Below are 23,868 nucleotides of genomic sequence, written 5' to 3' on the forward strand. Positions count from 1 at the left end.
GAACTCGCGGGATCGGCCATGCCGTCGTTGTGCGGATCAGGCAGGGACTGCGACGGTCTCCGGCTCGGCCTGCGCCGTGTTGCGGGCAGCGAGGTAGCGTTCAGCGTCCAGGGCTGCGGCTGCTCCGGTGCCGGCAGCGGTGATGGCCTGGCGGTAGGTGTGGTCGACGACGTCGCCGGCAGCGAACACTCCCGGCAGGCTGGTACGCGTCGTTGGGGCGGCGACAGTGATGTAGCCCTCGCCATCAAGGTCGAGCCGGCCCTTGAAAAGTTCGGTGCGTGGGTCGTGCCCGATGGCGATGAACAGCCCCGTCACGTCCAGATCGCGGGTGGCGCCGGTGAGGACGTCGCGCAGGACGACACCGCCGAGCATCCCGTTCGCCTCCCTGATCTCGGCGATCTCGCTGTCGAAGGCGAAGGAGATCTTGTCGTCGGCGAAGGCCCGGTCCTGCATGACCTTGGAGGCGCGCAGGGTGGAGCGGCGGTGGACTACGGTGACCGAGCGGGCGAAGCGGGTGAGGAAGGTGGCTTCCTCCATGGCGGTGTCGCCGCCGCCGACCACGACGATGTCGCGGTCGCGGAAGAAGAACCCGTCGCAGGTTGCGCACCAGGACACACCCCGGCCGGACAGTTCGTCCTCGTTCGGCAGGCCTAGCTTGCGGTAGCCGGAGCCGGTCGCGATGATCACCGTCTTCGCGCGGTGCACCGTGCCCGAGGAGTCGGTGAGGAGCTTGATGTCACCGGTGAGGTCCACCTCGGCAATGTCGTCGTCGATCATCTCAGCGCCGAACTTCTCGGCCTGAGCCCGCATGTTCTCCATCAGGACGGGGCCGTCGACGCCCTCGGGGAATCCGGGGAAGTTCTCCACCTCGGTGGTGGTCGTCAGAGATCCGCCGACCAAGATGGAGCTGCCGAACAGCAGGGGCCTGAGCTGGGCGCGGGCGGTGTAGAGGGCGGCGGCGTATCCGGCGGGGCCGGAGCCGATGATGACGACCTCGCGTATCTCGCTCACGCCGTGGCCTCCGGCTTCGCCGGAGCGATCTCGGCGATCAGACCTTCCACCAGGGTCTTGATCTCGTCGCGGATCGGGCGGACGGCCTCGACGCCCTGGCCTGCCGGGTCCTCGAGCTTCCAGTCGAGGTAGCGCTTGCCGGGGAAGACGGGGCAGGTGTCGCCGCAGCCCATGGTGATGCACACGTCCGACTCGCGGACCGCGTCGATGGTGAGGATCTTCGGGGTCTCGGCGGAGATGTCGATGCCGACTTCGGCCATGGCCTCGACGGCGGCCGGGTTGACCTGGTCGCCGGGGTTGGAGCCGGCGGAGCGGACCTCGACTCGGTCTCCGGCCAGGTGGGTCAGCCACGCGGCGGCCATCTGGGAGCGGCCGGCGTTGTGGACGCAGACGAACAGGACGGACGGCTTGTCGGCCATGGTGATCGTTCTCTCTCGTCGCATGGCGGAACCCAGCCGCCAATGACTTCAGCCCCCGCTGGTATCAGCGAGTGATGATGTGAGAGTATCAGTGCATGCTGACTTCAGTCGATCCTGATGTGATCCGGGTGCTGGGCGATCCGCTCCGCCTTCAGATCGTGACCCTGCTGGCGCGCGAGACGCTGTGCACGACGCACCTGGTCGAGGAGACCGGAGCCAAGCAGACCAACCTGTCCAACCACATGAAGGTGTTGCGCGAGGCCGGGATCGTGGAGACCGAGCCCTGCGGCCGCTTCACCTACTACAAGCTCAAGCCCGAGGTCCTGGTCGGCCTGTCCGAGCAGTTCGCCGAGCTGGCCGCCTCCGCCCGCACCGCCGCCGAGAACAAGAGGGCCTGCCCGTGACCTCCACCGAGCCCACCACCGCCCCCGCTCCGACTGACGGTGGCGGCGACTCGATCGTCAAGAGGCTCTCCACCCTCGACCGCTACCTCGCGGTGTGGATCCTGCTCGCCATGGCCGTCGGCCTGGGCCTGGGCCGCCTGATCCCGGGCATGAACGACGCCCTCGCGGAGATCGAGATCGGCGGGATCTCCCTGCCGATCGCGCTCGGCCTGCTCGTCATGATGTACCCGGTCCTGGCCAAGGTCCGCTACGACAAGCTCGACCGCGTGACCAGCGACCGCAAGCTGCTCATCTCCTCGCTGGTCATCAACTGGATCCTCGGCCCCGCGGTCATGTTCGCCCTCGCATGGATCTTCCTGCCGGACCTGCCCGAGTACCGCACCGGCCTGATCATCGTCGGGCTCGCCCGATGCATCGCCATGGTCATCATCTGGAACGACCTCGCCTGCGGCGACCGTGAAGCGGCGGCCGTCCTGGTCGCGCTGAATTCGGTGTTCCAGGTGCTCGCGTTCGGTCTGCTGGGCTGGTTCTACCTCGACCTGCTGCCCCGCTGGATGAACCTCGGCGACGGCCAGGGCCTGGACGTGTCCGTCTGGCACATCGCTCTGAACGTCATCATCTTCCTCGGCATCCCACTGCTGGCCGGGTTCCTCACCCGCCGCATCGGCGAGCAGAAGATGGGCCGTAGCGACTACGAGGCGAAGTTCCTGCCGAAAATCGGCCCGTGGGCCCTGTACGGGCTGCTGTTCACGATCGTCATCCTCTTCGCCCTGCAAGGGAAGACCATCACCTCGCAGCCGCTGGACGTCGCCCGCATCGCGCTGCCACTGCTGGTCTACTTCGCGATCATGTTCTTCGGCACCTTCCTCCTCGGCAAGAGCCTCGGCCTGGCCTACGACCGCACCACGACTCTCGCCTTCACCGCGGCGGGCAACAACTTTGAACTCGCTATCGCGGTCGCCATCGCCACCTTCGGCGTCACCTCCGGCCAGGCCCTGTCCGGCGTCGTCGGCCCGCTCATCGAAGTCCCGGTGCTGATCGGCCTGGTCTACGTCGCGCTCGCCTGGCGCAAGAAGTTCACCGCCGACGCGGTGACGACGGCCCCGTGACACAGCACACGGATGTGGTGGTGGTCGGCGGCGGCCAGGCAGGGCTCGCCGCCGGCTACCACCTGCGCCGCCAGGGCCTCCACTTCGTGATCCTGGACGCCGAGATCCGCACCGGGCGGGGCATGGCAGCACATGTGGGACTCCCTCCACCTGTTCTCCCCGGCCGAGCACTCCTCCCTGCCCGGACGACTCATGCCCGCTCAGCCCGGCGAAACGTACCCGGGCGCCCGGCACGTGGTGGACTACCTCACCGAGTACGAGAAGCGCTACGACCTGCCCGTGCAGCACGGCACCCGCGTGGACGCCGTACGCCGCGACGCAGGCCGACTCCTGGTCGAGGCGGAGACCGGCATCTGGTCGGCGAAGGCGGTCATCTGCGCGACCGGCAGCTGGTCGCGACCCTTCCTCCCCGCTGTCCCCGGCCGATCCGTCTTTACCGGGCGGCAACTGCACACCGTGGGCTACCGCTGTCCGGCCGACTTCGCCGGACAGCGCGTCATCGTGGTCGGCGGCGGGAACTCCGGTGCCCAAATCGCCGCCGACCTCGCCCTGGACGGCAACGTCGAGGCAACGTGGGCGACGCAGCGACCGCCACGGTTCCTGGCCGACGACATCGACGGCCGCGCCTTGTTCGACGTCGCCACCGCCCGCCGCCGCGCCCTCGAAGAGGGCCGCGACGACACCGGCGGCGTCGCCTCCCTCGGGGACATCGTCGCTGTGCCAACGGTTCGCGCCGCCCGCGACGCCGGACTTCTGCACGCGAAGCCGATGTTCGCCCGGCTCAGCGGCGACGGGGTCCAGTGGGTCGACGGCCGCCAATCCGACGCGGACGCGGTCATCTGGTGCACCGGCTTCCGCCCGGCCCTGGCCCATCTCGCCCCGCTGAACCTGCGCGGCCCGCGCGGGCACATCACCACCGACGGCACGCGCGCCCTGGGGGAGCCGCGGCTGCATCTGCTCGGGTACGGCGATTGGACCGGTCCGGCCTCCGCGACCCTCATCGGCGTGGGCCGCCCGGCCCGGGACGCGGTACGCGAGATCGCCGGGCTCCTGTGAACGCAGGCGATGCGCGCGTCCCTGGCCGCGTTGTACCGGGCGGCCGGCGACGCTCGACTACGCGGCTTCGACCATGGTCTGACTACAGCAGCACGTCGGGTTCTGCTGGCCTCCGCAGCTGGGCCGGGGCACCCTCCGTCCCCGTCAGTGCCGTTCGGCGTCAGGCCGCGGCCGGCATGGCCAGCAGCTTGCCCATCGCCGCCAGGACCGACGGCTCGACCCGGTAGTACACCCAGGTGCCGCGCCGCTCGGAGGTGAGCAGCCCGGCTTCCTTGAGCTTCTTCAGGTGGTGGGACACCGTGGGCTGGGAGACGCCGACGTCGGAGATGTCACACACGCACGCCTCCCCGCCCTCGTGGGAGGCCACTGCGGAGAACAGCCGCAGCCGGACCGGGTCACCGAGCGCCTTGAACATTCGCGCGGCCGTCTCGGCCTCCTCCGCGGTCATCGGGCGCTCGGTCAGCGGCGGGCAGCACGGCACCACGCCCTGGCCGTCGGCTTCGAGCAGCGGCAGCATCTTCGCATTCGACATGCGTCTATGTTGACACATGTCGAACCAGTACGGAGGTCCGTCACCGGCGCGTGAGATGGGCGGCCAGGCGCCGGGTGATGCGCTCCGCATCCCGCCCGACGCCGCGCAGCGAGTTCGACGACAGGCTGCGCTGCCATTCCAGCCCGACGAACGCCAGCGCCGGCGCCCGGGTGGCGATCCCTTCGCGGTGCCGGGGGCTCCCGTCGGCGTCGAGAGCACCGTCGAGGTCGGTGAGGTAGGGCAGGTCGGGGCGGTAGCCGGTGGCGAGCACGATCGCGTCGACCTCCTCCCGCCGCCCGTCCGGCCAGACGAGCTCGGCCCCGTCGGCGCTGGTGAACAACGGCCGTTGGTCGGGCCGGTCTGCGGCCAGGGCCGCCCGATAGCGGCCGTCGTCGAAGACCGGCTGCGCCGGCGGGCGCGCAAGGAACCGGCCAAGGGGCGCGGCGTCCAGGCCGGTGCGGGTCGTCCAGAAATGCAGGTCGCGGCCGAGGATGCGCTGGGCCGCGAACTTCACCGGGCTGCGGGTGGCGAGCGTGACGCGTGCCGTCTCGGCGAGCTCGGCGGCAATCTGCACCGCGGAGTTCCCGGCCCCGACCACCACCACCCGGCGGCCGGAGAAGGGGGCCGGGCTGCGGTAGTCGGCGGCGTGCAGCACCTGCCCGGCGTAGTCCTCCAGGCCCGGCAGCGCGGGCCGGTGCGGGTGTCCGAACGTCCCGGAGGCCGCCGCAACGGCCCGCGCGGACAGCCGGCCGCCGCCCTCCAGTTCCACTGCGAAGCCGTCGCCGGTGTGACGTACCGCGATGACGCGGCTGCCGGTGCGGATCTCGGCGTCCAGGCGGTCGGCGTAGGCGGTGAGGTAGGCGACGACCTCGTCGCGGTGCGGGTAACGGTCGCGGTAGGCGCCGGGGAACGGCATCCCGGGCAGGGAGCTGTACCGGGCGGGCGAGAAGAGCGCGAGGCTGTCGTAGTAGTGCGGCCACGACCCGGCCGCACGGTCGGACGCTTCCAGCACCACCGGCCGCAGCCCGCGCCGCAGGAACGCGTGGGCGGTGGCGAGACCGGACTGGCCGCCGCCGATGACGGCGACGTCGATGTGCTCCATCAGCGAATCACCTTGGCTTTGATGAATGTCTATGTTGACGCTCATCAATACAGGTGTCATGCTGGGCCGCGCAAGCCATCGACAGATGTCGAAACACGCAAGGAGTCGCCGTGACCGCGCCCGCCACCACCGAGCTGCCCGTCGTCGTCATCGGGGCCGGACCCGCCGGACTGGCCGCCGCCGCCCACCTCATCGACCAGGGCATCGAGCCCTTGCTCCTGGAAGCCGGGCCCACTGCCGGCGCCGCGGTGCGCGAGTGGGCGCACGTGCGGCTGTTCTCCACCTGGGGCGAGGTCGTCGACCCCGCCGCCGAGAAACTCCTCGCCCCCACCGGCTGGACCCGCCCCGACCCCAGCACCTACCCCTCCGGCGGCGACTGGGCCGACCGCTACCTGCAGCCACTCGCCGACGTCCTCGGCGACCGCGTCCGCACCGGCGCCACCGTCACCGGCGTCTCCCGCACCGGCCGGGACCGGATCGTGGACGCCGACCGCGAGCAGCAGCCCTTCGTCGTGCACGTCGCCCACACCGACGGCCGTGAGGAGCGCGTCTTCGCCCGCGCCGTGATCGACGCCTCCGGCACCTGGGCCACGCCGTCTCCGGCCGGCGGCAGCGGTCTGCCCGCGCTCGGCGAGAAGGCCGCCGCGGACCGGATCACCTACCGCGTCCCGGATCTGAAGGACCCGGCCGTGCGCGCCCGGTACGCGGGCAAGCGCACTGCCGTGATCGGCTCGGGCGCCTCCGCGTTCACCGCTCTCGCCTACCTCGCCGACCTCGCGAAGTCCGACGACGGCGCGGGCACGAAGGGCATGTGGATCCTGCGCCGGGGCATCTCCGGCTCCACCTTCGGCGGGGGAGAGGCCGACCAGCTCCCGGCCCGCGGCGCCCTGGGCCTGGCGGCGAAGGCCGCCGTCGACGAGGGCCACGCGGACGCGGTCACCGGCCTCCGCACCGAGGCGATCGAGCGGGCGGACGACGGCCGACTGGTCCTGGTCGGCGAGGACGGCCGCCGCCTGGACCCGGTCGACGAAGTGATCGTGCTGACCGGCTTCCGCCCTGACCTGTCCTTCCTCGACGAGATGCGCCTGGGCCTCGACGAGCGCCTCCAGGCCCCGGTCGAGCTCGCGCCGCTGATCGACCCCAACCAGCACTCCTGCGGCACCGTCTACCCGCACGGCCACCGCGAGCTCTCCCACCCCGAGCAGGGCGTGTACCTGGTCGGAATGAAGTCCTACGGCCGCGCCCCGACCTTCCTCGCCATGACCGGCTACGAGCAGGTCCGCTCCGTCGCCGCCGCGATCGCCGGCGACCTCGAGTCCGCCGACCGTGTGGAACTGACCCTGCCCGAGACCGGAGTCTGCGGCGGCGCCGGCCTGTTCGACACCCCTGACGCCGCTGAGGGCGACGGCGGCTGCTGCGCGCCCGCACCGCAGCTCGTCCAGCTCGGCGCCCCCGCCCCGGTCGGGGCGGCTGCCGAAGAGGCACCGGCGGGCGGCTGCTGCGGCTCGTGACCAGCCTGGGCACCCTGCGCGTGGGGCCGCGACCGGAACAGGGGACCGGTCGCGGCCTCGCGCCGCCCTGCCCGCCCTCTGCGCCACGCAGATCGTGAGCTGGGGCATCGTCTACTACGCGTTCCCCGTCCTCAACCCCGAGATCACCGCCGCGACCGGCCGGCCGACCGGGGCGACCACCGCGGCGTTCTCCCTCGCACTCGTCGTCTCCGCCCTGGCCGGGATCCGTGGTGGCCGCATCCTCGACCGAAGAGGCCCCCGCGCCGTCATGACCGTTGGCTCCATGCTCGGTGCCATCAGCCTGCTGACCGTGTCAGCAGCCACCAACCTTGCGGTGTTCACCGCTGGTCGGATGCTCGCCGGACTCGCGATGGCCGCCATCTTCTACCAGCCTGCGTTCGCCGCCATCACCCGCTGGTGGGCTCCCGACCACGTGCGCGCCCTGACCATTGTCACCCTCGCCGGCGGACTCGCCTCCACCGTCTTCGCACCCTTGACCGCGGCCCTCGCAGACCACCTGTCCTGGCGCCACACCTACCTCGTACTCGCCGCCATCCTCGCCGCCGTCACCATCCCCGCCCACGCCCTGGCCCTACGCGCACCCTGGCCTGCTCATCGCCGTGTCGGTTGTGGCCGGCATGGTCCGAGGCAATCTCACCCTGGTGCAGGCCACTGCTGTCACCGACCGCTGGGGCACTACCCACTACGGTCGGCTGTCCGGGCTGCTCGCGGCCCCGGCGACCACCGCCGCCGCCCTGGCTCCCTTCTGCGGAGCAGTGCTCGCCGCGCCCATGGGTGGGTACAGCCACCTCTCTTCATGCTCCTGGCTGTCGTCTCCATGTCCGCTGCAGTCATCGCGCCTTGGACCGCTCCTACCAACGGCGATCCGTTCGGAACATCGCTGCGCTGACGGGTCCTTGTCGCGAATAGCGCACGCTGCGAACACTGCCTCTTCACCAGTAGCGGTGGTGGAGTCGTGCACGCCCTCAGGGTTGGGCACCGTCCGCCGGGGGGAGCCTGTGTCCTGCGGACCGCCGGCTGATGCGAAGCCCCGTGGTGCAGCGGCCTTTGCTCGAGAGCCGGAGAGACCTCAGGGATGGAGTTGACGCATGGTGGAACGGCGCATCCCGGTGGCGACGCACTGGGGCAGTTTCGTAGCCGTGGTGAATTCAGGTCATTTGGTGCGCATTGAGCCCCGGGGTGACGACCCTGCGCCGTCGCCGATCGGCCCGGGGATGGTGACGGCTGCCAAGGACCGCGCGCGTGTGCTGCGCCCCGCGGTGCGCAAAGGGTGGCTCGATGGCCTGCCGCGCGACGGTGAAACGGGCAGGGGTACGGACAGCTTCGTAGAGGTCGGTTGGGACGACGCTCTCACACTGGTGAGCGAGGAATTGCGCCGAGTGCGAGCACAGCACGGCAACAGCGCGGTGTTCGGCGGCTCGTACGGCTGGGCCAGTGCGGGCGGGTTCCACAACGCACAGGGTCAGCTCCAGCGGTTCCTGGCGTTGGGCGGCGGCTACACCGACTCACGCAACACGTACAGCACCGCCGCTCTTGAGGTCATCCTTCCGCATGTGATCGGCGGGGCCCCGTGGAGCTACCAGTCCCGGATGCCGATGTGGGAGGAGATCGCCGAGAGCTGTGAACTCGTGGTGGCTTTCGGGGGATTGGCTCTGAAGAACAGCCAGATCAACCCCGGCGGGCTGGCCCGGCACCAGACGCGGGACTGGCAGCGGAAGTGCCGTGCGGCCGGGGTACGGTTCGTGAACGTCAGCCCGATCCGCAGTGACACCGCTGACTTCCTCGACGCCGAGTGGCTGCCGGTCATCCCCAACACCGACACCGCCTTGATGCTCGGCATCGCGCACACGATGCTGGTCAACGACTGGTACGACGCGGACTTCCTCACCCGCTGCTGCGAGGGGTTCGACCGGTTCGCCGCCTACCTGACCGGCAAGGTGGACGGCGCCGTCAAGGACGCCGACTGGGCCGCGAGGATCACGGGCATCAGCCGTGACACCATTCTCGATCTCGCATACCGTCTGTTCGCACAGCGTTCCCTCATCATGGTCAACTACGCCATACAGCGGGCGGACCACGGCGAGCAGCCGATCTGGATGTCGGTGGTGCTGGCGGCCATGGCGGGTTCACTCGGCCGCCCCGGCTGCGGCTGGGGTGCGGGCTACGCGACGATGGATGCGACGGGGGTTGCCCCCGGCCGACCGTCTGTGGCATCGATACCGCGGGTGGAGAACCCTGTTGCGGACTTCATTCCGGTCGCCCGGATCGCCGACACGCTGCTGAAGCCGGGGGCGACCATCGACTACGACGGCCGGCGCCTGACCCTGCCGGACCTGCGCCTGATCTACTGGTGCGGAGGAAACCCCTTCCACCACCACCAGGACCTCCACCGCCTCACCCGAGCCTGGCAGCGCCCGGACACGGTGGTGGTCCATGAGGCGTGGTGGAACACCACGGCGAAGTTCGCCGACATCGTGCTGCCCGTTGCGACCAGCCTGGAGCGTGACGATTTCGCCGCGGGGTTCTCCGACCCCCATCTCGTCGCGATGCCGAAGGTCCGCGAGCCGGCCGGCGAGGCACGCACCGACCACCAGATCTTCGCCGCCTTGGCTGCGCGTCTCGGCTACGAGCGCGAGTTCACCCAGACGCGTTCCGAGATCGACTGGGTCCGGCACCTCTATGTCCAAACACGGGCGAGCCTCGGCGACGACGTGGACCTGCCCGACTTCGACGACTTCTGGCAACGCACCTCCGGTGTCGAACTGCCGGCACTCGGCGGGCCGTTTCCCGGCAGCTTCGAAGCACTGCGCCGCGATCCCCAGCGCTTCCCCCTGTCGACGCCGTCGGGCCGGATCGAGATCTTCTCCGAGAAGATCGACTCGTTCGGCTACGACGACTGCACCGGACATCCGACGTGGTTCGAACCCGTGGAGTGGCTCCGCGCCGACCTGGCGGACCGCTTCCCGCTGCACCTGATCTCGAATCAGCCTGCATCACGCCTGCACAGCCAGTACGACAACGGTGGACACAGCCTCAAGTCGAAGATCCACGGTCGCGAGCCCGTAACGATCAATCCGCAGGACGCGGCATCACGTGGTATCGAGAGCGACATGATTGTGCGCGTCTTCAACGACCGAGGCAGCTGCCTGGCGGGCGCGATCGTGTCGGACGCCGTCATGCCCGGCGTCATCCAGCTGTCCACCGGAGCGTGGTGGGACCCGGCGCAGCCGGGCCGGAGTGGAACCTTGGACCGCCACGGCAACCCGAACACCCTCACCGGGGACCGCGGGTGCTCGCGGCTGTCCCAGGGACCCAGCGCGCACAGCGCTCTCGTCGACGTCGAGGTCTACGACGAGCCGCTCGAGGAGGTGCTCGCCTTCACACCACCACACCTCGAACACTGAAACGAAGCCACCGCGAACGGTCGGCGGGTTTGCCGTGGTCACCCTCGTCGGGCGCCCAGTCGCCGGATCCCACCGGTCGTCCAGCCTCCACCCGGACGACTGCGGCTCCGTAGTCGCGTGGATAGGTTGTGCAGTCATGACTGCACTGCAAGACCTCAAGTACGGCCAGTGGTTCAGGGGTGCCGACGTCGACGGCGACGGGTTCATCACCCAGCACGACGTCCGCAGGATGAGCGAACGCTACATCAGCGCCCGCGGGACCACGCCCGCCCCCGAGACAGTCCTCCGGCTCACCGAGGGGATGGACCAGTTCTGGTCGAACGTCATCGCTCCGATGGATCAGGATGGTGACGGGAAGGTCGATGAGCAGGAGATGACCGCAGGCTTCAAGAGTGTCCTGACCGACCGCGCGCTCTACCCTCAGCAGATTGCGCCAGTCACCAACTGCTTCTTCGACCTCGTCGACCTCAACGGAGACGGCAAGATCGACCAGGGCGAGTTCCAGCGGATGTTCGACTCGGTCGCCGCCGTTCCCAGCGAGGACTGCGCCGCTGTTTTCGCCGCTCTGGACCTCGATGGTTCCGGCGGACTGGACCGTGACGAGTTCCACCGGGCACTCGAAGAGTTCTTCTACGGCAACGACCCCGCCGCTCCAGCCAACCACATCTTCGGCAAGGTCACCGTCTGACAGTTCCCGATACGCCCAGGCCATGTGGGGGCGGCCGGGTGCCGGCGGCCGTCGCCCGCGGGTGATTGACTCCCGTGCCACCGAAAGCCCCCGGTGAGCGAGGAGAGTTCATGTCGCGTCCGTGCCGGTTCGGCGTCAGTCTGGTGGTCTCCGCCCCGGCCGACGAGTGGAGTGCGAAGCGCCGGCGAGCCGAGGAGCTGGGGTACGACGTGATCCTGGTCCCGGACCACCTGGGCACGGTGGCGCCGTTCCCGGCGCTGGTGGCGGCGGCGCGGGCCACCGAGCGGCCCCTGCTCGGCACGTCGTGCTCGACGCGGGCCTCTGGAACCCGGCGCCGCCGGCCCGGGAGGTGGCGACCACGGACGCTCTCACCGGCGGACGGCCGGAACTGGGGCTCGGCACCGGGTACGTACGGGAGAGGAGCACGACAAGGCCGGGCTGCCCTTCGGCTCGGCCGGGGAACGGGTGGACCGTCTGCGGCACGCCATCGAGGAGCTGGAGCGGCTGCTCGGCGACCCGGAGCACCTGGCGCGCCCGGCCCAGCGGCCCGGGGGGCCGCTGCTGATCGGCGCGAACGGCGACCGGATGCTGGAGCTGACGGCCCGGCACGCGGCCGTCGCCGCGTTCACCGGCGGGCGGACGCTGCGGACGCGACGGCTTGCGCCGATCACCGCCGAGGAGCTGGACGAGCGGGTCGCCCGGTACCGGGAGCCGGCGGCGGACCGCACGGAGCCGGCCGAGCTGAACCTCCTCATCCAGATGGTCGACGTCACCGAGGACCGGGAGGCGGGCGTCCGGCCCTTCCTGGAGCGCGTGCCCCACCTCACCCCCGGTCAGGTGCTGGACCTTCCGATCTTCCTCACCGGGACGGTGGAGCGGATCGCCGCGCAGCCGCGCGCGCAGCGCGAGCGGTACGGGTTCACGTACCTCACGGTGCTGGAGCCGTACACGGAGGCGTTCGCGCCGGTGATGCGCGCCCTGCGGGAGGACTGAGCCGGGCCGGCGTCCGCATGCCGGAATTCCCGTACCGGTGTGCGTCCGGCGTGCTGGGATCGCGGCATGACCGATCTGCGCATACGGGCCGCCGGGCCCGAGGACCTGGACACCGTGCTGGCCTTCTGGAAGGTGGCCGCCGAGGGCACGAGCATCAGCGACGACCGCGAGGGCGTGGAGCGGCTGGTCGCCCGCGACCCGGAGGCGCTGGTCCTGGCCGAGCGGGCCGGGGAGCTGGTGGGCACGGTCATCGCGGGGTTCGACGGCTGGCGCTGCCATCTGTACCGGCTGGCGGTGCACCCGGAGCAGCGGCGCCGGGGCGTCGGCACCGCCCTGGTCGCGGCGGCCGAGGAGCGGTTCGTACGGCTCGGCGGGCGCCGCGGGGACGCGATGGTGCTGCGGCGCAACGAGCGGGCGCAGCATGCCTGGCGGGCGGCCGGGTACGCGCCCGAGGAGCAGTGGCGACGCTGGGTGAAGCCGCTCACGGAGTGAACAGTGCACGGACTGAAAGGTTGAGCACCGGCGCATGAGCGAGTCCCTCCACGGCATGGCTCCCGGCGCCTCCCCCGGCGCACGACATCGCGCGAGCCACCGGTTCCTGGCCGATCATGGATCCGAGGTGACCCGATGACGGAAGTGCTCCTGCTGCTGGTGGCGGTCCTGCTCTCGCTCATGTGCGGCGCGTTCGTCGCGGCCGAGTTCTCGCTGACCACCGTGGAACGCGGCGAGCTGGAGCGGGCGGCGGAGCGGGGCGAACGCGGCGCGGCAAGCGCGCTGAAGGGCGTACGGAACCTGACGTTCCAGCTCTCCGGGGCGCAGCTCGGCATCACGGTCACCAACCTGGTGGTCGGCATGCTCGCCGAGCCCTCGGTCGCGGCGCTGATCGCGGGCCCGCTGGAGGCCGTGGGGGTGTCGCGTTCGGCGGCCTCCTCGCTGGCGCTGGTGCTGGGCACGGCCCTGTCGACGGTCTTCCTGATGATCGTCGGCGAGCTGGTGCCGAAGAACTGGGCGATCTCCTCGCCACTGGCGGTGGCCAAACGGGTGGGCGGCCCGCAGCGCTGGTTCAGCGCGGCCTTCCGGCCCTTCATCACCCACCTGAACAACACGGCCAACCGGATCGTGCGCCTCTTCGGCGTGGAGCCCGCCGAGGAGCTGGCGTCCGCGCGGGGGCCGCAGGAGCTGGCGGCGCTGGCCCGGCACTCGGCCAAGGAGGGCGCGCTGGAGGCCGACACCGCCGAGTTGTTCGTCCGGACCCTGAACCTGGCCGATCTGACGGCCCAGCACGTGATGACCCCACGCGTCCAGGTCATCGCCCTCGACTCCCGCGCGACGTGCGAGGACGTGGCCAACGCGACGCGGGCGACCGGGCTGTCCCGGTTCCCGGTCTTCCAGGAGACCCTCGACGCCGTGGTCGGCACCGCCCACGTCAAGGACGTGCTGGCGGTGCCCGCCGAGCGGCGGCCCCTGATGCCGGTGTCCGAGCTGATGCGCGAGCCGCTGCTGGTCCCGGAGACGCTGACCGTGGACCGGCTGCTCGACCGGCTCTCCGGGCGGCGCACGATGGCCGTGGTCATCGACGAGTACGGCGGGACGGCGGGGGTGGCCACGCTGGAGGACATCGTCGAGGAGGTCGTCGGCGAGGTGCGCGACGAGCACGACCCGCACGAGACGCCCGAGCTGGACCCGGCCGGCACCGACGCGCAGGGACACGCGCTGTACTGGGCCGACGGCTCGGCCCGCGTGGACCGGCTGGCGCGGCTCGGCCTGCGGGTGCCCGAGGGACCGTACGAGACCGTCGCCGGACTGGTCGCGGCCGGGCTGGGACGCATCCCGGCCGTCGGCGACACGTTCGAGGTCGCCGGCTGGCGCCTGGACGTCGTGGACGCCACGGGGCGCCGGGCGGCGCGGGTGCTGCTGCACGCGCCGCTGGACGACGCGGGCGCGGCCGGGGGCCCGTCCGGCGCACGCGGCACGCACGAGGACGGGGAGGGCGGCCGGTGATCGCCGTACAGCTGCTGATCGGTCTGGCCACGCTCGTCGTCAACGCGTTCTTCGTGGGGGCCGAGTTCGCGCTGATCTCCGTGCGCCGCAGCCAGGTGGAGCAGCACGTCGAGGCGGGGGCGGGGGCGGAGGGCGACCGGCGGGCCAGGAGCGTGCTGTGGGGTCTGGAGCACGTGTCGGCGCTGATGGCGGCGGCGCAGCTCGGCATCACGCTGTGCACGCTGGTCCTGGGCGTGGTCGCGGAGCCGGCGATCGCGCACCTGCTGGAGCCGGTGTTCCACGCGGTGGGCGTGCCGTCCGGGGTGGGGCACGCGGTCTCCTTCGCCATCGCCCTGACGCTGGCGACATATCTGCACATGCTGCTCGGCGAGATGGTGCCGAAGAACATCGCGCTGGCGGAGCCGGTGCGCAGCGCGCTGCTGCTGGGGCCGCCGCTGGTCGCGCTCTCCCGGGCGCTGCGGCCGGTGATCTTCGCCATCAACGCCTTCGCGAACACGCTGCTCAAGCTGCTCAGGGTCGAGACGAAGAACGAGGTGGCGGCCACCTTCACCGACGCGGAGCTGGCCGAGATCGTGAAGGACGCCGGCGACGCCGGGTTGATCGACGACCGGGCCCAGGAGCGGCTGCACGACGCCCTGGAGCTGGGCCGGCGGCCGGTGCGGGACGTGGTGCTGCCGCTGGAACGCGTCGTCCACGCGCGCGTGGGCATCACGCCCGAGCAGTTGGAGCGGCTGTCGGCGCAGTCGGGGTTCTCCCGGTTCCCGGTGGTGGACGACGGGCGGCGGATCGTGGGCTACCTGCACGTGAAGGACGCCCTGGACGCCTCCCCGCGGGACCTGCCGTTCCGGCTGCGGGACATGCGGGCCATCGCGCGGGTGCGGGAGAGCACCCCGCTGGACGACGTGCTCACCGCGCTGCGCCGCAGCCGCACGCATCTGGCCGCCGTCCTCGGGTCCGACGGCCGGCTCGCGGGCCTGGTGACCATGGAGGACGTGCTGCGTGAGCTGTTCGGTCAGCGGACCTGAGCCCGGAGGGCGGGGTCGGCAGACCGGGCGGGCGGGCCGAGGGGCCGACGGGCGGGGGCGAGGGCGACCTTGGCCAGGGGGCCGAACGCGGAGCTGGGCCTGGCGGCCGTGCGCGGACCTGAGGCAGGCGGCCGAGCGCGGAGAAGAAGCGGGCGGCCGAGCGCGGAGAAGAGGCAGGCGGCCGAGCGCGGAGAAGAGACGGGCGGCCCAACGCGGACGGTCTGCAGCACAGGCGGCGGGACGAGAGACCGGCGCGGCGGCGAAGCCGGGCCTCTCGGACCGGGAAGTCCTCCCGACGCGGCGGGCCGAAGCAGGGTGCCACGGACCGGGAACCAGGCGCGGCGGTCCGGAGGCCGACCGACCGTCGGGTATGTGCACGCGCTACGATTTCTGTCGCCATGCAGACGAACCCCACTCACAGCAGCCTCGTCGCCGTGGGCGACTCCTTCACCGAGGGCATGTCGGACCTGCTGCCCGACGGCTCCTACCGGGGCTGGGCCGACCTTCTCGCCGCGCGGATGGCCGCCCGCTCCCCCGGCTTCCGGTACGCCAATCTCGCGGTGCGCGGGAAGCTGATCGGGCAGATCGTCGACGAGCAGGTCGGGGTGGCCGCGGCCATGGGAGCCGACGTGATCACACTGGTGGGCGGGCTCAACGACACGCTGCGGCCCAAGTGCGACATGGCGCTGGTGCGGGATCTGCTGACCCAGGCGGTGGAGCGGCTCGCGCCCAGTTGCAAGCAGCTGGTGCTGATGCGCAGCCCCGGCCGTCAGGGTCCGGTGCTGGACCGGTTCCGGCCCCGTATGGAGGCCCTCTTCGCGATCATCGACGACCTGGCCTCGCTCCACGGCGCCGTGGTCGTCGACCTGTACGGGGCGCGCTCCCTGGCCGACCCGCGGCTGTGGGACGTGGACCGGCTGCACCTGACGGCCGACGGGCACCGCCGGGTCGCGGAGGCCGTGTGGCAGGCGCTGGGCCACGAGGCCGAGGACCCCGACTGGCACGCGCCGATCCCGGCCACACCGCCACCGGGGTGGATCACCCGCCGGACCACCGACGTCCGGTTCGCCCGGCAGTACCTGCTGCCCTGGATAGGCCGCAGGCTGACCGGCCGCTCGTCCGGCGACGGCCTGCCGCCCAAGCGCCCCGACCTGCTGCCGTACGGGGACACCGCGCCCTGATTCCGGGGGGCGCACCCGCCCTCGTAGGTTCCGACGAACAACCCCGCGGCGCTGGCCTGCACGAATCGCCAGTAGAATCCGTACACGTGACTTCCGCTCCCGCCAAGCCCCGTATCCCGAACGTCCTCGCCGGACGCTACGCCTCCGTCGACCTCGCCACCCTCTGGTCGCCCGAGCAGAAGGTGAAGCTGGAGCGCCGGCTCTGGCTCGCCGTGCTGCGGGCCCAGAAGGACCTCGGCATCGAGGTGCCCGACGCCGCGATCGCCGACTACGAGCGCGTCCTCGACCAGGTCGACCTGGCCTCGATCGCCGAGCGCGAGAAGGTCACCCGGCACGACGTGAAGGCGCGGATCGAGGAGTTCAACGACCTCGCCGGGCACGAGCACGTGCACAAGGGCATGACCTCCCGCGACCTCACGGAGAACGTCGAGCAGCTGCAGATCCGGCTCTCGCTGGAGCTGATCCGCGACCGTTCGGTGGCCGTCCTGGCCCGCCTCGGCAAGCTGGCCGGCGAGTACGGCGAGCTGGTCATGGCCGGCCGCTCCCACAATGTCGCCGCGCAGGCCACGACGCTGGGCAAGCGGTTCGCGACCGCCGCCGACGAGCTGCTCGTCGCGTACGGCCGGGTGGAGGAGCTGCTCGGCCGCTACCCGCTGCGCGGCATCAAGGGCCCGGTCGGCACCGCCCAGGACATGCTGGACCTGCTCGGCGGGGACGCCGGCAAGCTCGCGGAGCTGGAGCGGCGGATCGCCGGGCACCTGGGCTTCTCGCAGGCCTTCACCTCGGTCGGCCAGGTCTACCCGCGCTCGCTGGACTACGAGGTGGTCACCTCGCTGGTGCAGCTCGCGGCGGCTCCGTCGTCGCTGGCCAAGACCATCCGGCTGATGGCCGGGCACGAGCTGGTCACCGAGGGCTTCAAGCCCGGCCAGGTCGGCTCCTCGGCGATGCCGCACAAGATGAACACCCGCTCCTGCGAGCGCGTCAACGGCCTGATGGTGATCCTGCGCGGCTACGCCTCGATGACCGGCGAGCTGGCGGGCGACCAGTGGAACGAGGGCGACGTCTCCTGCTCGGTGGTGCGCCGGGTGGCCCTGCCCGACGCGTTCTTCGCCCTGGACGGCCTGCTGGAGACCTTCCTCACCGTGCTCGACGAGTTCGGCGCCTTCCCGGCCGTCGTGGCCCGTGAGCTGGACCGCTACCTGCCGTTCCTGGCCACCACCAAGGTACTGATGGGCGCGGTGCGGGCCGGGGTGGGGCGCGAGCTGGCGCACGAGGCGATCAAGGAGAACGCCGTCGCCTCCGCCCTGGCGATGCGTGAACAGGGTGCCGAGCGCAACGAACTGCTCGACAAGCTGGCGGCCGACGAGCGCATCCCGCTCGACCGGACCGGTCTTGACGCGCTGATGGCGGACAAGCTCTCGTTCACGGGCGCCGCGGCCGACCAGGTCGGGGTGGTCGTGGGCCGGATCGAGGAGATCGTCAAGCAGCACCCGTCGGCCGCCGCGTACACCCCCGGGGCCATCCTCTGACCCGCTTCACCCGGGCCGAACTGGAGGCCGCCCGCGACCGTCTCGTGCCGGACGTCGTCGCGGACGGCCTCCGGGTGCTGTTCTGCGGGATCAATCCCGGTCTGATGACGGCGGTGACGGGCCACCACTTCGCCCGGCCGGGCAACCGCTTCTGGCCGGTGCTGCACCTGTCCGGGTTCACGCCGCGGCGGCTGGCGCCGTCGGAGCAGGACCTGTTGCCGTCGTACGGGCTCGGGATCACGAACGTCGTGGCGCGGGCCAGCGCGCGGGCCGACGAGCTGACCGCCGAGGAGTACCGGGAGGGCGGACTGCTGCTGACGCGGAAGGTGGCGCGGCTGCGGCCCGACTGGCTGGCCGTGGTGGGGGTCACCGCCTACCGGGCGGCGTTCGACGACCGGCACGCGCGGGTGGGGCCGCAGGAGCGGACCTTCGGGAGCACACGTGTGTGGGTGCTGCCCAATCCCAGCGGGCTCAACGCGCACTGGACGACGGAGACGATGGCCGAGGAGTTCGCACGGCTGCGGGTCACGGCGGAGCCTTCTCCGTGACCACCGCCAGCAGTTGCACCTCGTCCGTCTCGTCCCGGTCGGCGACGGCCAGCGCGATCCAGCGGCCGGTGCCCCCGGCCTCCCAGAGGTACGCCACGCGCGCGCTCGCGCTCAGTTGGGCCCACGGCTCGGGTATCTCCTCCCGGTCGGTCCGCAGCAGGACCGTCTGAAGGTTCAGGGGGTCCCCCTCCTCACCCCAGCGGGCGGCGAGCCGCTCGTGGAGCGCGTCCCGGTCCTTCTCGTACTGCTCCACCGTCACCGCCCGCTCCGCCGGGCACCCGCCGCGCAGGCCGTGGCTGGTCTCCAGCACCGCCGTGAAGTGACCGGGGGCTCCGGCGCCCACGTCCGACGGACCGTGCCCCGCCGGGAAGGGGCGGTGGCACAGCTCGTCGATGAGGGCGATGTGCCGTGCGATGTCCATGCCGTCCAGTAAACCGTTCGGCACTGACATTTGGCGGCCCGTCAGCCGGCCCGCGGACTCAGGCGTCCCGGCGGCGCAGCCGCCACGCCCCCGCGAGCAGCGCGGCCGCCGTCCACAGCGCGGTCACCGCGAGCCCCGTCCAGGGGCCCAGGTGCCCGTCGTAGGTCTGATGGACGACGACTTGCCCCGCCTTGTCCGGCAGGAAGTCGGTGGCGCCGCCCGCCACGTCCCCGATCACGAAGGAGACGATGAGGATGAACGGGATCAGGGAGGACAGGGTGGCCACGCCGCTGCGGAACAGGGCGGTGAGGCCCGCCGCGAACAGGGCCATCAGCGTGAGGTAGACCGCCAGGCCCACGACGCCGCGCAACTGCTGGCCCGCCGTGAGCCCGTCCGCCGCCGAACCCAGGCCCGCTCGGGCCGCGAAGAGCGCGGCGGACGCGGTGAGCAGCCCCGTCACGAAGGTCGGTAGGGCGACCACCACCAGCTTCGCCGCGAACCACCGCCCGCGCCGCGGGACGGCGGCCAGGGAGAGCCGGATCCCGTTGCCGTGGTACTCGGAGGACACGACCATGGCACCGAACGCGACGGCGGCGATCTGGCCGGGCGCGACGCCGGAGAGGGCCATGAACAGCGGATCGAAGTCCGGGTCCGAGGTGTCGGAGGCACCCGCCAGCGCGGAGAAGGCCGTGGTGACCGCGAAGACGGCCAGCAGCGTGCCGCACAGCGAGCGCAGGCTGAGCACCTTGAGCGCCTCGGAGCGGAGTACGGGCGTGAAGGGCATGGTCAGGCCTCCTGGGGCTGTGCGGTGAACTCGGTCTCGGTGGCCGTCAGGTCGAGGTAGGCCTGCTCCAACGTGCCCTCGTCCGAGGTCAGTTCCAGTACGGGCACGCCCGCGCCGGACAGGGCGCGGCCGATGTCGTCCACGCGCGCGTCCGGCACGGTCCAGTACCCGTCGACGTGCTCCACGGCGGCGTGTCCGTGCCGGGCGAGCGTGGCCTTCAGGGCGGTGGCGTCCGACGTGCGGACACGCACGCGTGGTTGGACGCGCGCGTCGATGAACTCCCGCATCGGCAGGTCGGCGAGCAGCCGCCCCCGGCCGAGGACGACCAGGTGGTCGGCGAACGACGCGGTCTCGTTCATCAGGTGGCTGGACACCAGGACCGTGCGGCCCTCGGCCGCCAGGCGGCGCAGCAGTTCGCGGATCCAGATGATGCCCTCGGGGTCGAGTCCGTTGGAGGGCTCGTCCAGCATGACCACTTCGGGCTCCCCCAGCAGCGCGGCGGCGATGCCCAGCCGCTGGCGCATGCCCAGTGAGTACGTCCGCACCCGGCGGCGCGCGACCGACGCGATGCCCGTCTCCGCCAGCACCTCGTCGACCCGGCTCGCGGGGACGCGGTTGCTCGCCGCGAGCACCCGCAGGTGGTCCCGGGCGGTGCGCGAACCGTGGGCGGCGCCCGCGTCGAGCAGGGCGCCGACGTGCCGCAGGGGTTCGGGGAGGGTGGTGTAGAGGCGGCCGCCGATTGTCGCCGTCCCCGAGGTCGGGCGGTCGAGGCCGAGAACGAGCCGCATGGTGGTGGACTTGCCGGCCCCGTTGGGACCCAGGAAGCCGGTGACCCGGCCGGGACGCACGGTGAAGGTGAGGTCGTCGACGGCTCGTCGGGTGCCGTACTCCTTGGTGAGGTTCTGGACGTCGATGCTCGTCATGGCAGCAGCTTGACGGCACGTCAGGGGGCGGGTCCTCCCCCGCCGGTGGAGATCGTCTCCCCCGTGCGGGGGAGGTCCGCCGTCAGTGGCGGCTGGCACGATGAGTGGATGGTCCGCTTTCTGCGCCCGCTGGTTTGGGGGGTCACGTACACACGGCTGCTGCACCTGTGGCTGCCCATGCTGGTGGTGAGCTTGTGGGCGCTCGTCGACGACACCAAGCTGTGGGTCCCCGCGGCGGTGCTGGTGCCGCTCGGGCTCGTCCCGGCGGTGCGGACCGGGGAGGGCGTGCAGGCCCGCCTGCTTCTCACGCCCGGCCATGAGGACTCCGCCTTCTCGGTCGCGCCGTCGGCGACCTGGCGCGACCGGCTGCGCACGGTGGTGTGGCTGGAACTGCGGATGCTGTTGGGCGCCTTGACCACGGCCGCCTGCGTCTGGCTGCCGATCCTCGTCGTCGTCCTGGTCCGGCTCTCCCTCGGGCACCGGGTCGACGACATACCCGTGCTGCGGGACGCCGCGCCGCACTGGGCGTACGCGCTCCTGACCCCGCTCCCCCTCCTCGCGCTGTACGGCGCGGTGGTGGGTCTCGGTGTCCTGGCGACGGCGGGCGCCCGCGCGCTGCTCGGCCCGTCCGCCGCCGAGCGGCTCACCGCCCTGGAGGAGCGCACCGAACAACTCCTGGAGCGCAACCGCATCGCGCGTGAGCTGCACGACTCCATCGGCCACGCCTTGACGGTCGCGGTCGTGCAGGCGGGGGCGGCCCGCGCGGCGAACAGTCCGGAGTTCACCGAGCGGGCCCTCACCGCGATCGAGGAGACCGGCCGGGCCGCCCTGGAGGATCTGGAGCGGGTGCTCGGCGTCCTGCGCGAGACGCGGACGCCGGTGAGCTCCCGACCGACCCTCGCGGACGCCGACCGGCTCCTGGAGTCCGCGCGCGTCTCGGGGGCCGAGATCGATGCCGAGGTCACCGGCCCGCTCGAGACGCTGCCGGGCCCGGTCTCCCGTGAGGGATACCGCATCCTCCAGGAGTCGCTGACCAATGTGCTGCGGCACGCGGGCGCGGTGCCGACCCGGGTCCGCGTGGCGGTGGCGGAGGGCGCGCTCACCCTGGAGGTGCGCAATCCGCTGCCGGACACCAGGGTCTCGTCCGCCCGCGGCAGCGGGCTGCGCGGCATCCGCGAGCGGGCCGCGCTGCTGGGCGGGTTGGCGCACACGGGCCCCGACGCCGGCGATTGGCGGGTACGCGTCGAGCTGCCGCCGGGCTGATCTACGCTGGGCGGATGCCGGTCAGAGTGCTCCTCGTCGACGACGAACCCCTCGTACGCGCGGGTCTGCGGGCCGTGCTGGAGGCGCAGCCGGACATCGAGGTCGTCGGCGAGGCGGCGGACGGGGCGGCGGTCGTCCCGCTGGTGCGTCAGCTGCGGCCGGACGTGGTCGCCATGGACGTCCGGATGCCGCTGCTCGACGGCATCGAGGCGACGCGCGCGCTGCTGCGGACGGTGGCCGACCCGCCGAAGATCCTCGTGGTGACGACCTTCGAGAACGACGAGTACGTGTACGAGGCGCTGCGCGCGGGTGCGGACGGGTTTCTGCTCAAGCGCGCCCGGCCGGCCGAGATCGTGCACGCGGTCCGGCTGATCGCCGAGGGCGAGTCGCTGCTGTTCCCCGCCTCGGTGCGGCAACTGGCCACCGAGTACGGCGACGACGGCGGCGGGAACCGGGCGGCCCGTGCCACGGTGGAGCGGGCGCGGCTGACCGAACGGGAGGGCGAGGTGCTGCGGCTGATGTCGCGCGGGCTGTCGAACGCGGAGATCGCCGCCCGGCTGGTCGTCGGCACGGAGACGGTGAAGTCGCATGTGAGCGCGGTACTGGCGAAGCTGGGGGCACGGGACCGCACGCAGGCGGTGATCACGGCGTACGAGTCGGGATTCGTGGCGCCGGGGTGAGGCACGCACACGGACCGGGAAGGCGAGGACCGGCAGTCGCCGGGGCGGAGCGGGCCGAGTACCATCCGGCCCACACGCGCACGAGCTGGGAGGACGGACCTTGGGAGGCCTGACCGGCGGGGATCCGTCGCTGTTGCGGAGGATCAACTCCGCGGTGGTGCTGCACGCGTTGCGTGCGACGGACTGTGCGACGCTGACCGAGATCACCCGGGTGACGGGCCTGTCCCGGCCGACCGTCGAGGGCGTCGTCGAGGGGCTGATAGAGGCGGGCCTGGTGGTCGAGGCGGCCGCCGACGAGGGCACCGCCAGGCGGCAGGGGCGGCCCGCGAGGCGTTTCCGGTTCCGGGCGGAGGCGGGGCATCTGCTCGGTCTGGAGATCGGGCCGCACCGCGTCGCCGCGCTCCTGGCCGACCTGGACGGCCGGGTGATCGGCGCCCAGGCCAAGGACGTGGACGAGGGTGCCTCCGCCGACGAGCGGCTGGAGCGGCTGCGTACGGCCGTCGCCGAGCTGCTGCGCCGGGCCGGGGTGGCGCGCGGCTCGCTGCGGGCCGTGGGCGCGGCCACGCCGGGGATCGTCGAGGCGGACGGCACGGTGCGGCTGGGGACCGCGCTGCCGGGGTGGACGGGGCTGAGTCTGGGCGAGCGGCTGAGCCGCTCCTTCAAGTGCCCGGTGCTGGTCGAGAACGACGCGAACGCGGCGGCGGTCGCCGAGCACTGGAAGGGCGCCGCGACGGAGTCCGACGACATCGTGTTCGTGCTGGCCGGGCTGAGCCCCGGGGCCGGGGCGCTGATCGGCGGGCGGCTGCACCGGGGGTACGGCGGCGCGGCCGGGGAGATCGGCGCGCTGCACCTGATGGGCCAGGACGTGACGCCCGAGACCCTGCTGTCGACGACCGACGAGCCGCTGCACCCGCTGGACGAGCAGGCGGTCGCCAAGGTCTTCGCTCAGGCCCGGGAGGGCGATCAGCGGGCCCGCGCGGCGGTGGAGCGTTTCACCCAGCGGCTGGTGCACGACGTGACGGCGCTGGTGCTGGCCCTGGACCCGGAGCTGGTCGTCGTCGGCGGCTGGGCGGCGGGACTGGACGGCGTACTGGAGCCGCTGCGGCGGGAGCTGGCCCGCTACTGTCTGCGCCCGCCCCGGGTGGCGCTGTCGCTGCTCGGTGAGGCCGCGGTGGCGACGGGCGCGCTGCGGCTGGCCCTCGACCACGTGGAGGAGCAGCTGTTCGCGGTGGAGGGCGCGACGGCACGCCGCTGACCCGCCGG

21 protein-coding genes and 3 pseudogenes are annotated in these 23,868 nt (G+C 72.0%); 17 read left to right on the top strand and 7 right to left on the bottom strand.

Going from position 1 to position 23,868, the window contains the following annotated elements; genetic code table 11:
• Positions 1-36 precede the first annotated feature (36 nt).
• A complete protein-coding gene (gene trxB, locus OIE75_RS05480) occupies positions 37-1,011 on the bottom strand; it encodes a thioredoxin-disulfide reductase (protein ID WP_329469759.1) in 975 nt (324 codons plus the stop codon).
• Positions 1,008-1,430 carry an arsenate reductase ArsC gene (locus OIE75_RS05485; protein WP_062777513.1) on the bottom strand — a complete coding sequence of 141 codons (423 nt, stop codon included), beginning with the start codon at positions 1,428-1,430 and terminating at the stop codon, positions 1,008-1,010. Before OIE75_RS05485 ends, trxB begins: the two co-directional genes overlap by 4 nt.
• A gap of 95 nt (positions 1,431-1,525) precedes the next feature.
• Here OIE75_RS05485 and OIE75_RS05490 point away from each other — a divergent pair, with 95 nt between their 5' ends.
• The 3 genes and pseudogenes from OIE75_RS05490 to OIE75_RS05500 all read left to right on the top strand — a co-directional run bounded on the left by OIE75_RS05490 (position 1,526) and on the right by OIE75_RS05500 (position 3,999).
• Entirely contained in the window at positions 1,526-1,834 is a 309-nt protein-coding gene (locus OIE75_RS05490) for an ArsR/SmtB family transcription factor (protein WP_329469761.1), read from the top strand.
• On the top strand, positions 1,831-2,943 hold the full coding sequence (gene arsB, locus OIE75_RS05495) for an ACR3 family arsenite efflux transporter (RefSeq protein ID WP_329469763.1): 1,113 nt from the start codon (positions 1,831-1,833) through the stop codon (positions 2,941-2,943). Before OIE75_RS05490 ends, arsB begins: the two co-directional genes overlap by 4 nt.
• Positions 2,940-3,999 (top strand): annotated as a pseudogene (locus OIE75_RS05500) (ArsO family NAD(P)H-dependent flavin-containing monooxygenase). Before arsB ends, OIE75_RS05500 begins: the two are co-directional and overlap by 4 nt.
• 160 nt (positions 4,000-4,159) lie before the next feature.
• Here the strand turns inward: OIE75_RS05500 and OIE75_RS05505 are convergent.
• Together OIE75_RS05505 and OIE75_RS05510 are read right to left on the bottom strand one after the other, a co-directional pair.
• Positions 4,160-4,531: an ArsR/SmtB family transcription factor gene (locus OIE75_RS05505; RefSeq protein ID WP_329469765.1), complete on the bottom strand. Its 372-nt coding sequence runs from the start codon at positions 4,529-4,531 to the stop codon at positions 4,160-4,162.
• Between the two features lie 40 nt (positions 4,532-4,571).
• Positions 4,572-5,633, bottom strand: coding sequence for a flavin-containing monooxygenase (locus tag OIE75_RS05510; protein WP_329469767.1), 1,062 nt, complete (start codon positions 5,631-5,633; stop codon positions 4,572-4,574).
• Between the two features lie 110 nt (positions 5,634-5,743).
• On the opposite strand from OIE75_RS05510, the gene OIE75_RS05515 reads away from it, so the two are divergent.
• The 11 genes and pseudogenes from OIE75_RS05515 to mug all read left to right on the top strand — a co-directional run bounded on the left by OIE75_RS05515 (position 5,744) and on the right by mug (position 18,534).
• Positions 5,744-7,144 carry an NAD(P)-binding domain-containing protein gene (locus OIE75_RS05515; RefSeq protein ID WP_329469768.1) on the top strand — a complete coding sequence of 467 codons (1,401 nt, stop codon included), beginning with the start codon at positions 5,744-5,746 and terminating at the stop codon, positions 7,142-7,144.
• A gap of 142 nt (positions 7,145-7,286) precedes the next feature.
• Positions 7,287-7,943: pseudogene (locus tag OIE75_RS05520) on the top strand (MFS transporter); the annotation flags it as partial.
• A gap of 310 nt (positions 7,944-8,253) precedes the next feature.
• Positions 8,254-10,569, top strand: coding sequence for a molybdopterin-dependent oxidoreductase (locus OIE75_RS05525; protein WP_329469770.1), 2,316 nt, complete (start codon positions 8,254-8,256; stop codon positions 10,567-10,569).
• Positions 10,570-10,705: 136 nt separating this feature from the next.
• The gene (locus tag OIE75_RS05530) at positions 10,706-11,257 is read left to right on the top strand and encodes an EF-hand domain-containing protein (protein ID WP_307010151.1); all 552 of its coding nucleotides are present in this window, start codon (positions 10,706-10,708) and stop codon (positions 11,255-11,257) included.
• A gap of 110 nt (positions 11,258-11,367) precedes the next feature.
• Positions 11,368-12,250, top strand: a pseudogene (locus OIE75_RS05535) (TIGR03621 family F420-dependent LLM class oxidoreductase).
• A 66-nt stretch (positions 12,251-12,316) separates the two neighbouring features.
• Entirely contained in the window at positions 12,317-12,742 is a 426-nt protein-coding gene (locus tag OIE75_RS05540) for a GNAT family N-acetyltransferase (RefSeq protein ID WP_329469771.1), read from the top strand.
• 135 nt (positions 12,743-12,877) lie between these two features.
• On the top strand, positions 12,878-14,251 hold the full coding sequence (locus tag OIE75_RS05545) for a hemolysin family protein (RefSeq protein WP_329469772.1): 1,374 nt from the start codon (positions 12,878-12,880) through the stop codon (positions 14,249-14,251).
• Entirely contained in the window at positions 14,248-15,276 is a 1,029-nt protein-coding gene (locus tag OIE75_RS05550; RefSeq protein ID WP_307010154.1) for a hemolysin family protein, read from the top strand. Before OIE75_RS05545 ends, OIE75_RS05550 begins: the two co-directional genes overlap by 4 nt.
• A 398-nt stretch (positions 15,277-15,674) precedes the next feature.
• On the top strand, positions 15,675-16,457 hold the full coding sequence (locus OIE75_RS05555; protein WP_307010155.1) for an SGNH/GDSL hydrolase family protein: 783 nt from the start codon (positions 15,675-15,677) through the stop codon (positions 16,455-16,457).
• Between the two features lie 86 nt (positions 16,458-16,543).
• Positions 16,544-17,986 (top strand): adenylosuccinate lyase, encoded by a 1,443-nt coding sequence (purB, locus tag OIE75_RS05560; RefSeq protein ID WP_307010156.1) that lies wholly within the window; start codon positions 16,544-16,546, stop codon positions 17,984-17,986.
• Positions 17,983-18,534 (top strand): G/U mismatch-specific DNA glycosylase, encoded by a 552-nt coding sequence (gene mug / locus OIE75_RS05565; RefSeq protein ID WP_185832201.1) that lies wholly within the window; start codon positions 17,983-17,985, stop codon positions 18,532-18,534. The genes purB and mug overlap by 4 nt, the downstream gene beginning before the upstream one ends.
• On the opposite strand, the gene OIE75_RS05570 is transcribed toward mug, so the two are convergent.
• The 3 genes from OIE75_RS05570 to OIE75_RS05580 are packed head-to-tail and all read right to left on the bottom strand — an operon-like array spanning position 18,512 to position 20,662.
• A complete protein-coding gene (locus OIE75_RS05570) occupies positions 18,512-18,955 on the bottom strand; it encodes a hypothetical protein (RefSeq protein ID WP_307010158.1) in 444 nt (147 codons plus the stop codon). The two genes, mug and OIE75_RS05570, sit on opposite strands and share 23 nt — an antisense overlap.
• 58 nt (positions 18,956-19,013) lie before the next feature.
• Positions 19,014-19,739 (bottom strand): ABC transporter permease, encoded by a 726-nt coding sequence (locus OIE75_RS05575; protein WP_329469773.1) that lies wholly within the window; start codon positions 19,737-19,739, stop codon positions 19,014-19,016.
• A gap of 2 nt (positions 19,740-19,741) precedes the next feature.
• A complete protein-coding gene (locus OIE75_RS05580; protein WP_329469774.1) occupies positions 19,742-20,662 on the bottom strand; it encodes an ABC transporter ATP-binding protein in 921 nt (306 codons plus the stop codon).
• A 108-nt stretch (positions 20,663-20,770) separates the two neighbouring features.
• On the opposite strand from OIE75_RS05580, the gene OIE75_RS05585 reads away from it, so the two are divergent.
• The 3 genes from OIE75_RS05585 (at position 20,771) to OIE75_RS05595 (ending at position 23,860) form a co-directional block, all read left to right on the top strand.
• A complete protein-coding gene (locus OIE75_RS05585; RefSeq protein WP_329469775.1) occupies positions 20,771-21,925 on the top strand; it encodes a sensor histidine kinase in 1,155 nt (384 codons plus the stop codon).
• Between the two features lie 14 nt (positions 21,926-21,939).
• Positions 21,940-22,605 (top strand): response regulator transcription factor, encoded by a 666-nt coding sequence (locus tag OIE75_RS05590; RefSeq protein ID WP_307010163.1) that lies wholly within the window; start codon positions 21,940-21,942, stop codon positions 22,603-22,605.
• Between the two features lie 100 nt (positions 22,606-22,705).
• Complete coding sequence (locus OIE75_RS05595) at positions 22,706-23,860, top strand: ROK family transcriptional regulator (RefSeq protein ID WP_161328024.1); 1,155 nt, start codon at positions 22,706-22,708, stop codon at positions 23,858-23,860.
• Positions 23,861-23,868: the final 8 nt, after the last annotated feature.

Source organism: Streptomyces sp. NBC_01723 (genome assembly GCF_036246005.1).
Lineage (GTDB): Bacteria > Actinomycetota > Actinomycetes > Streptomycetales > Streptomycetaceae > Streptomyces.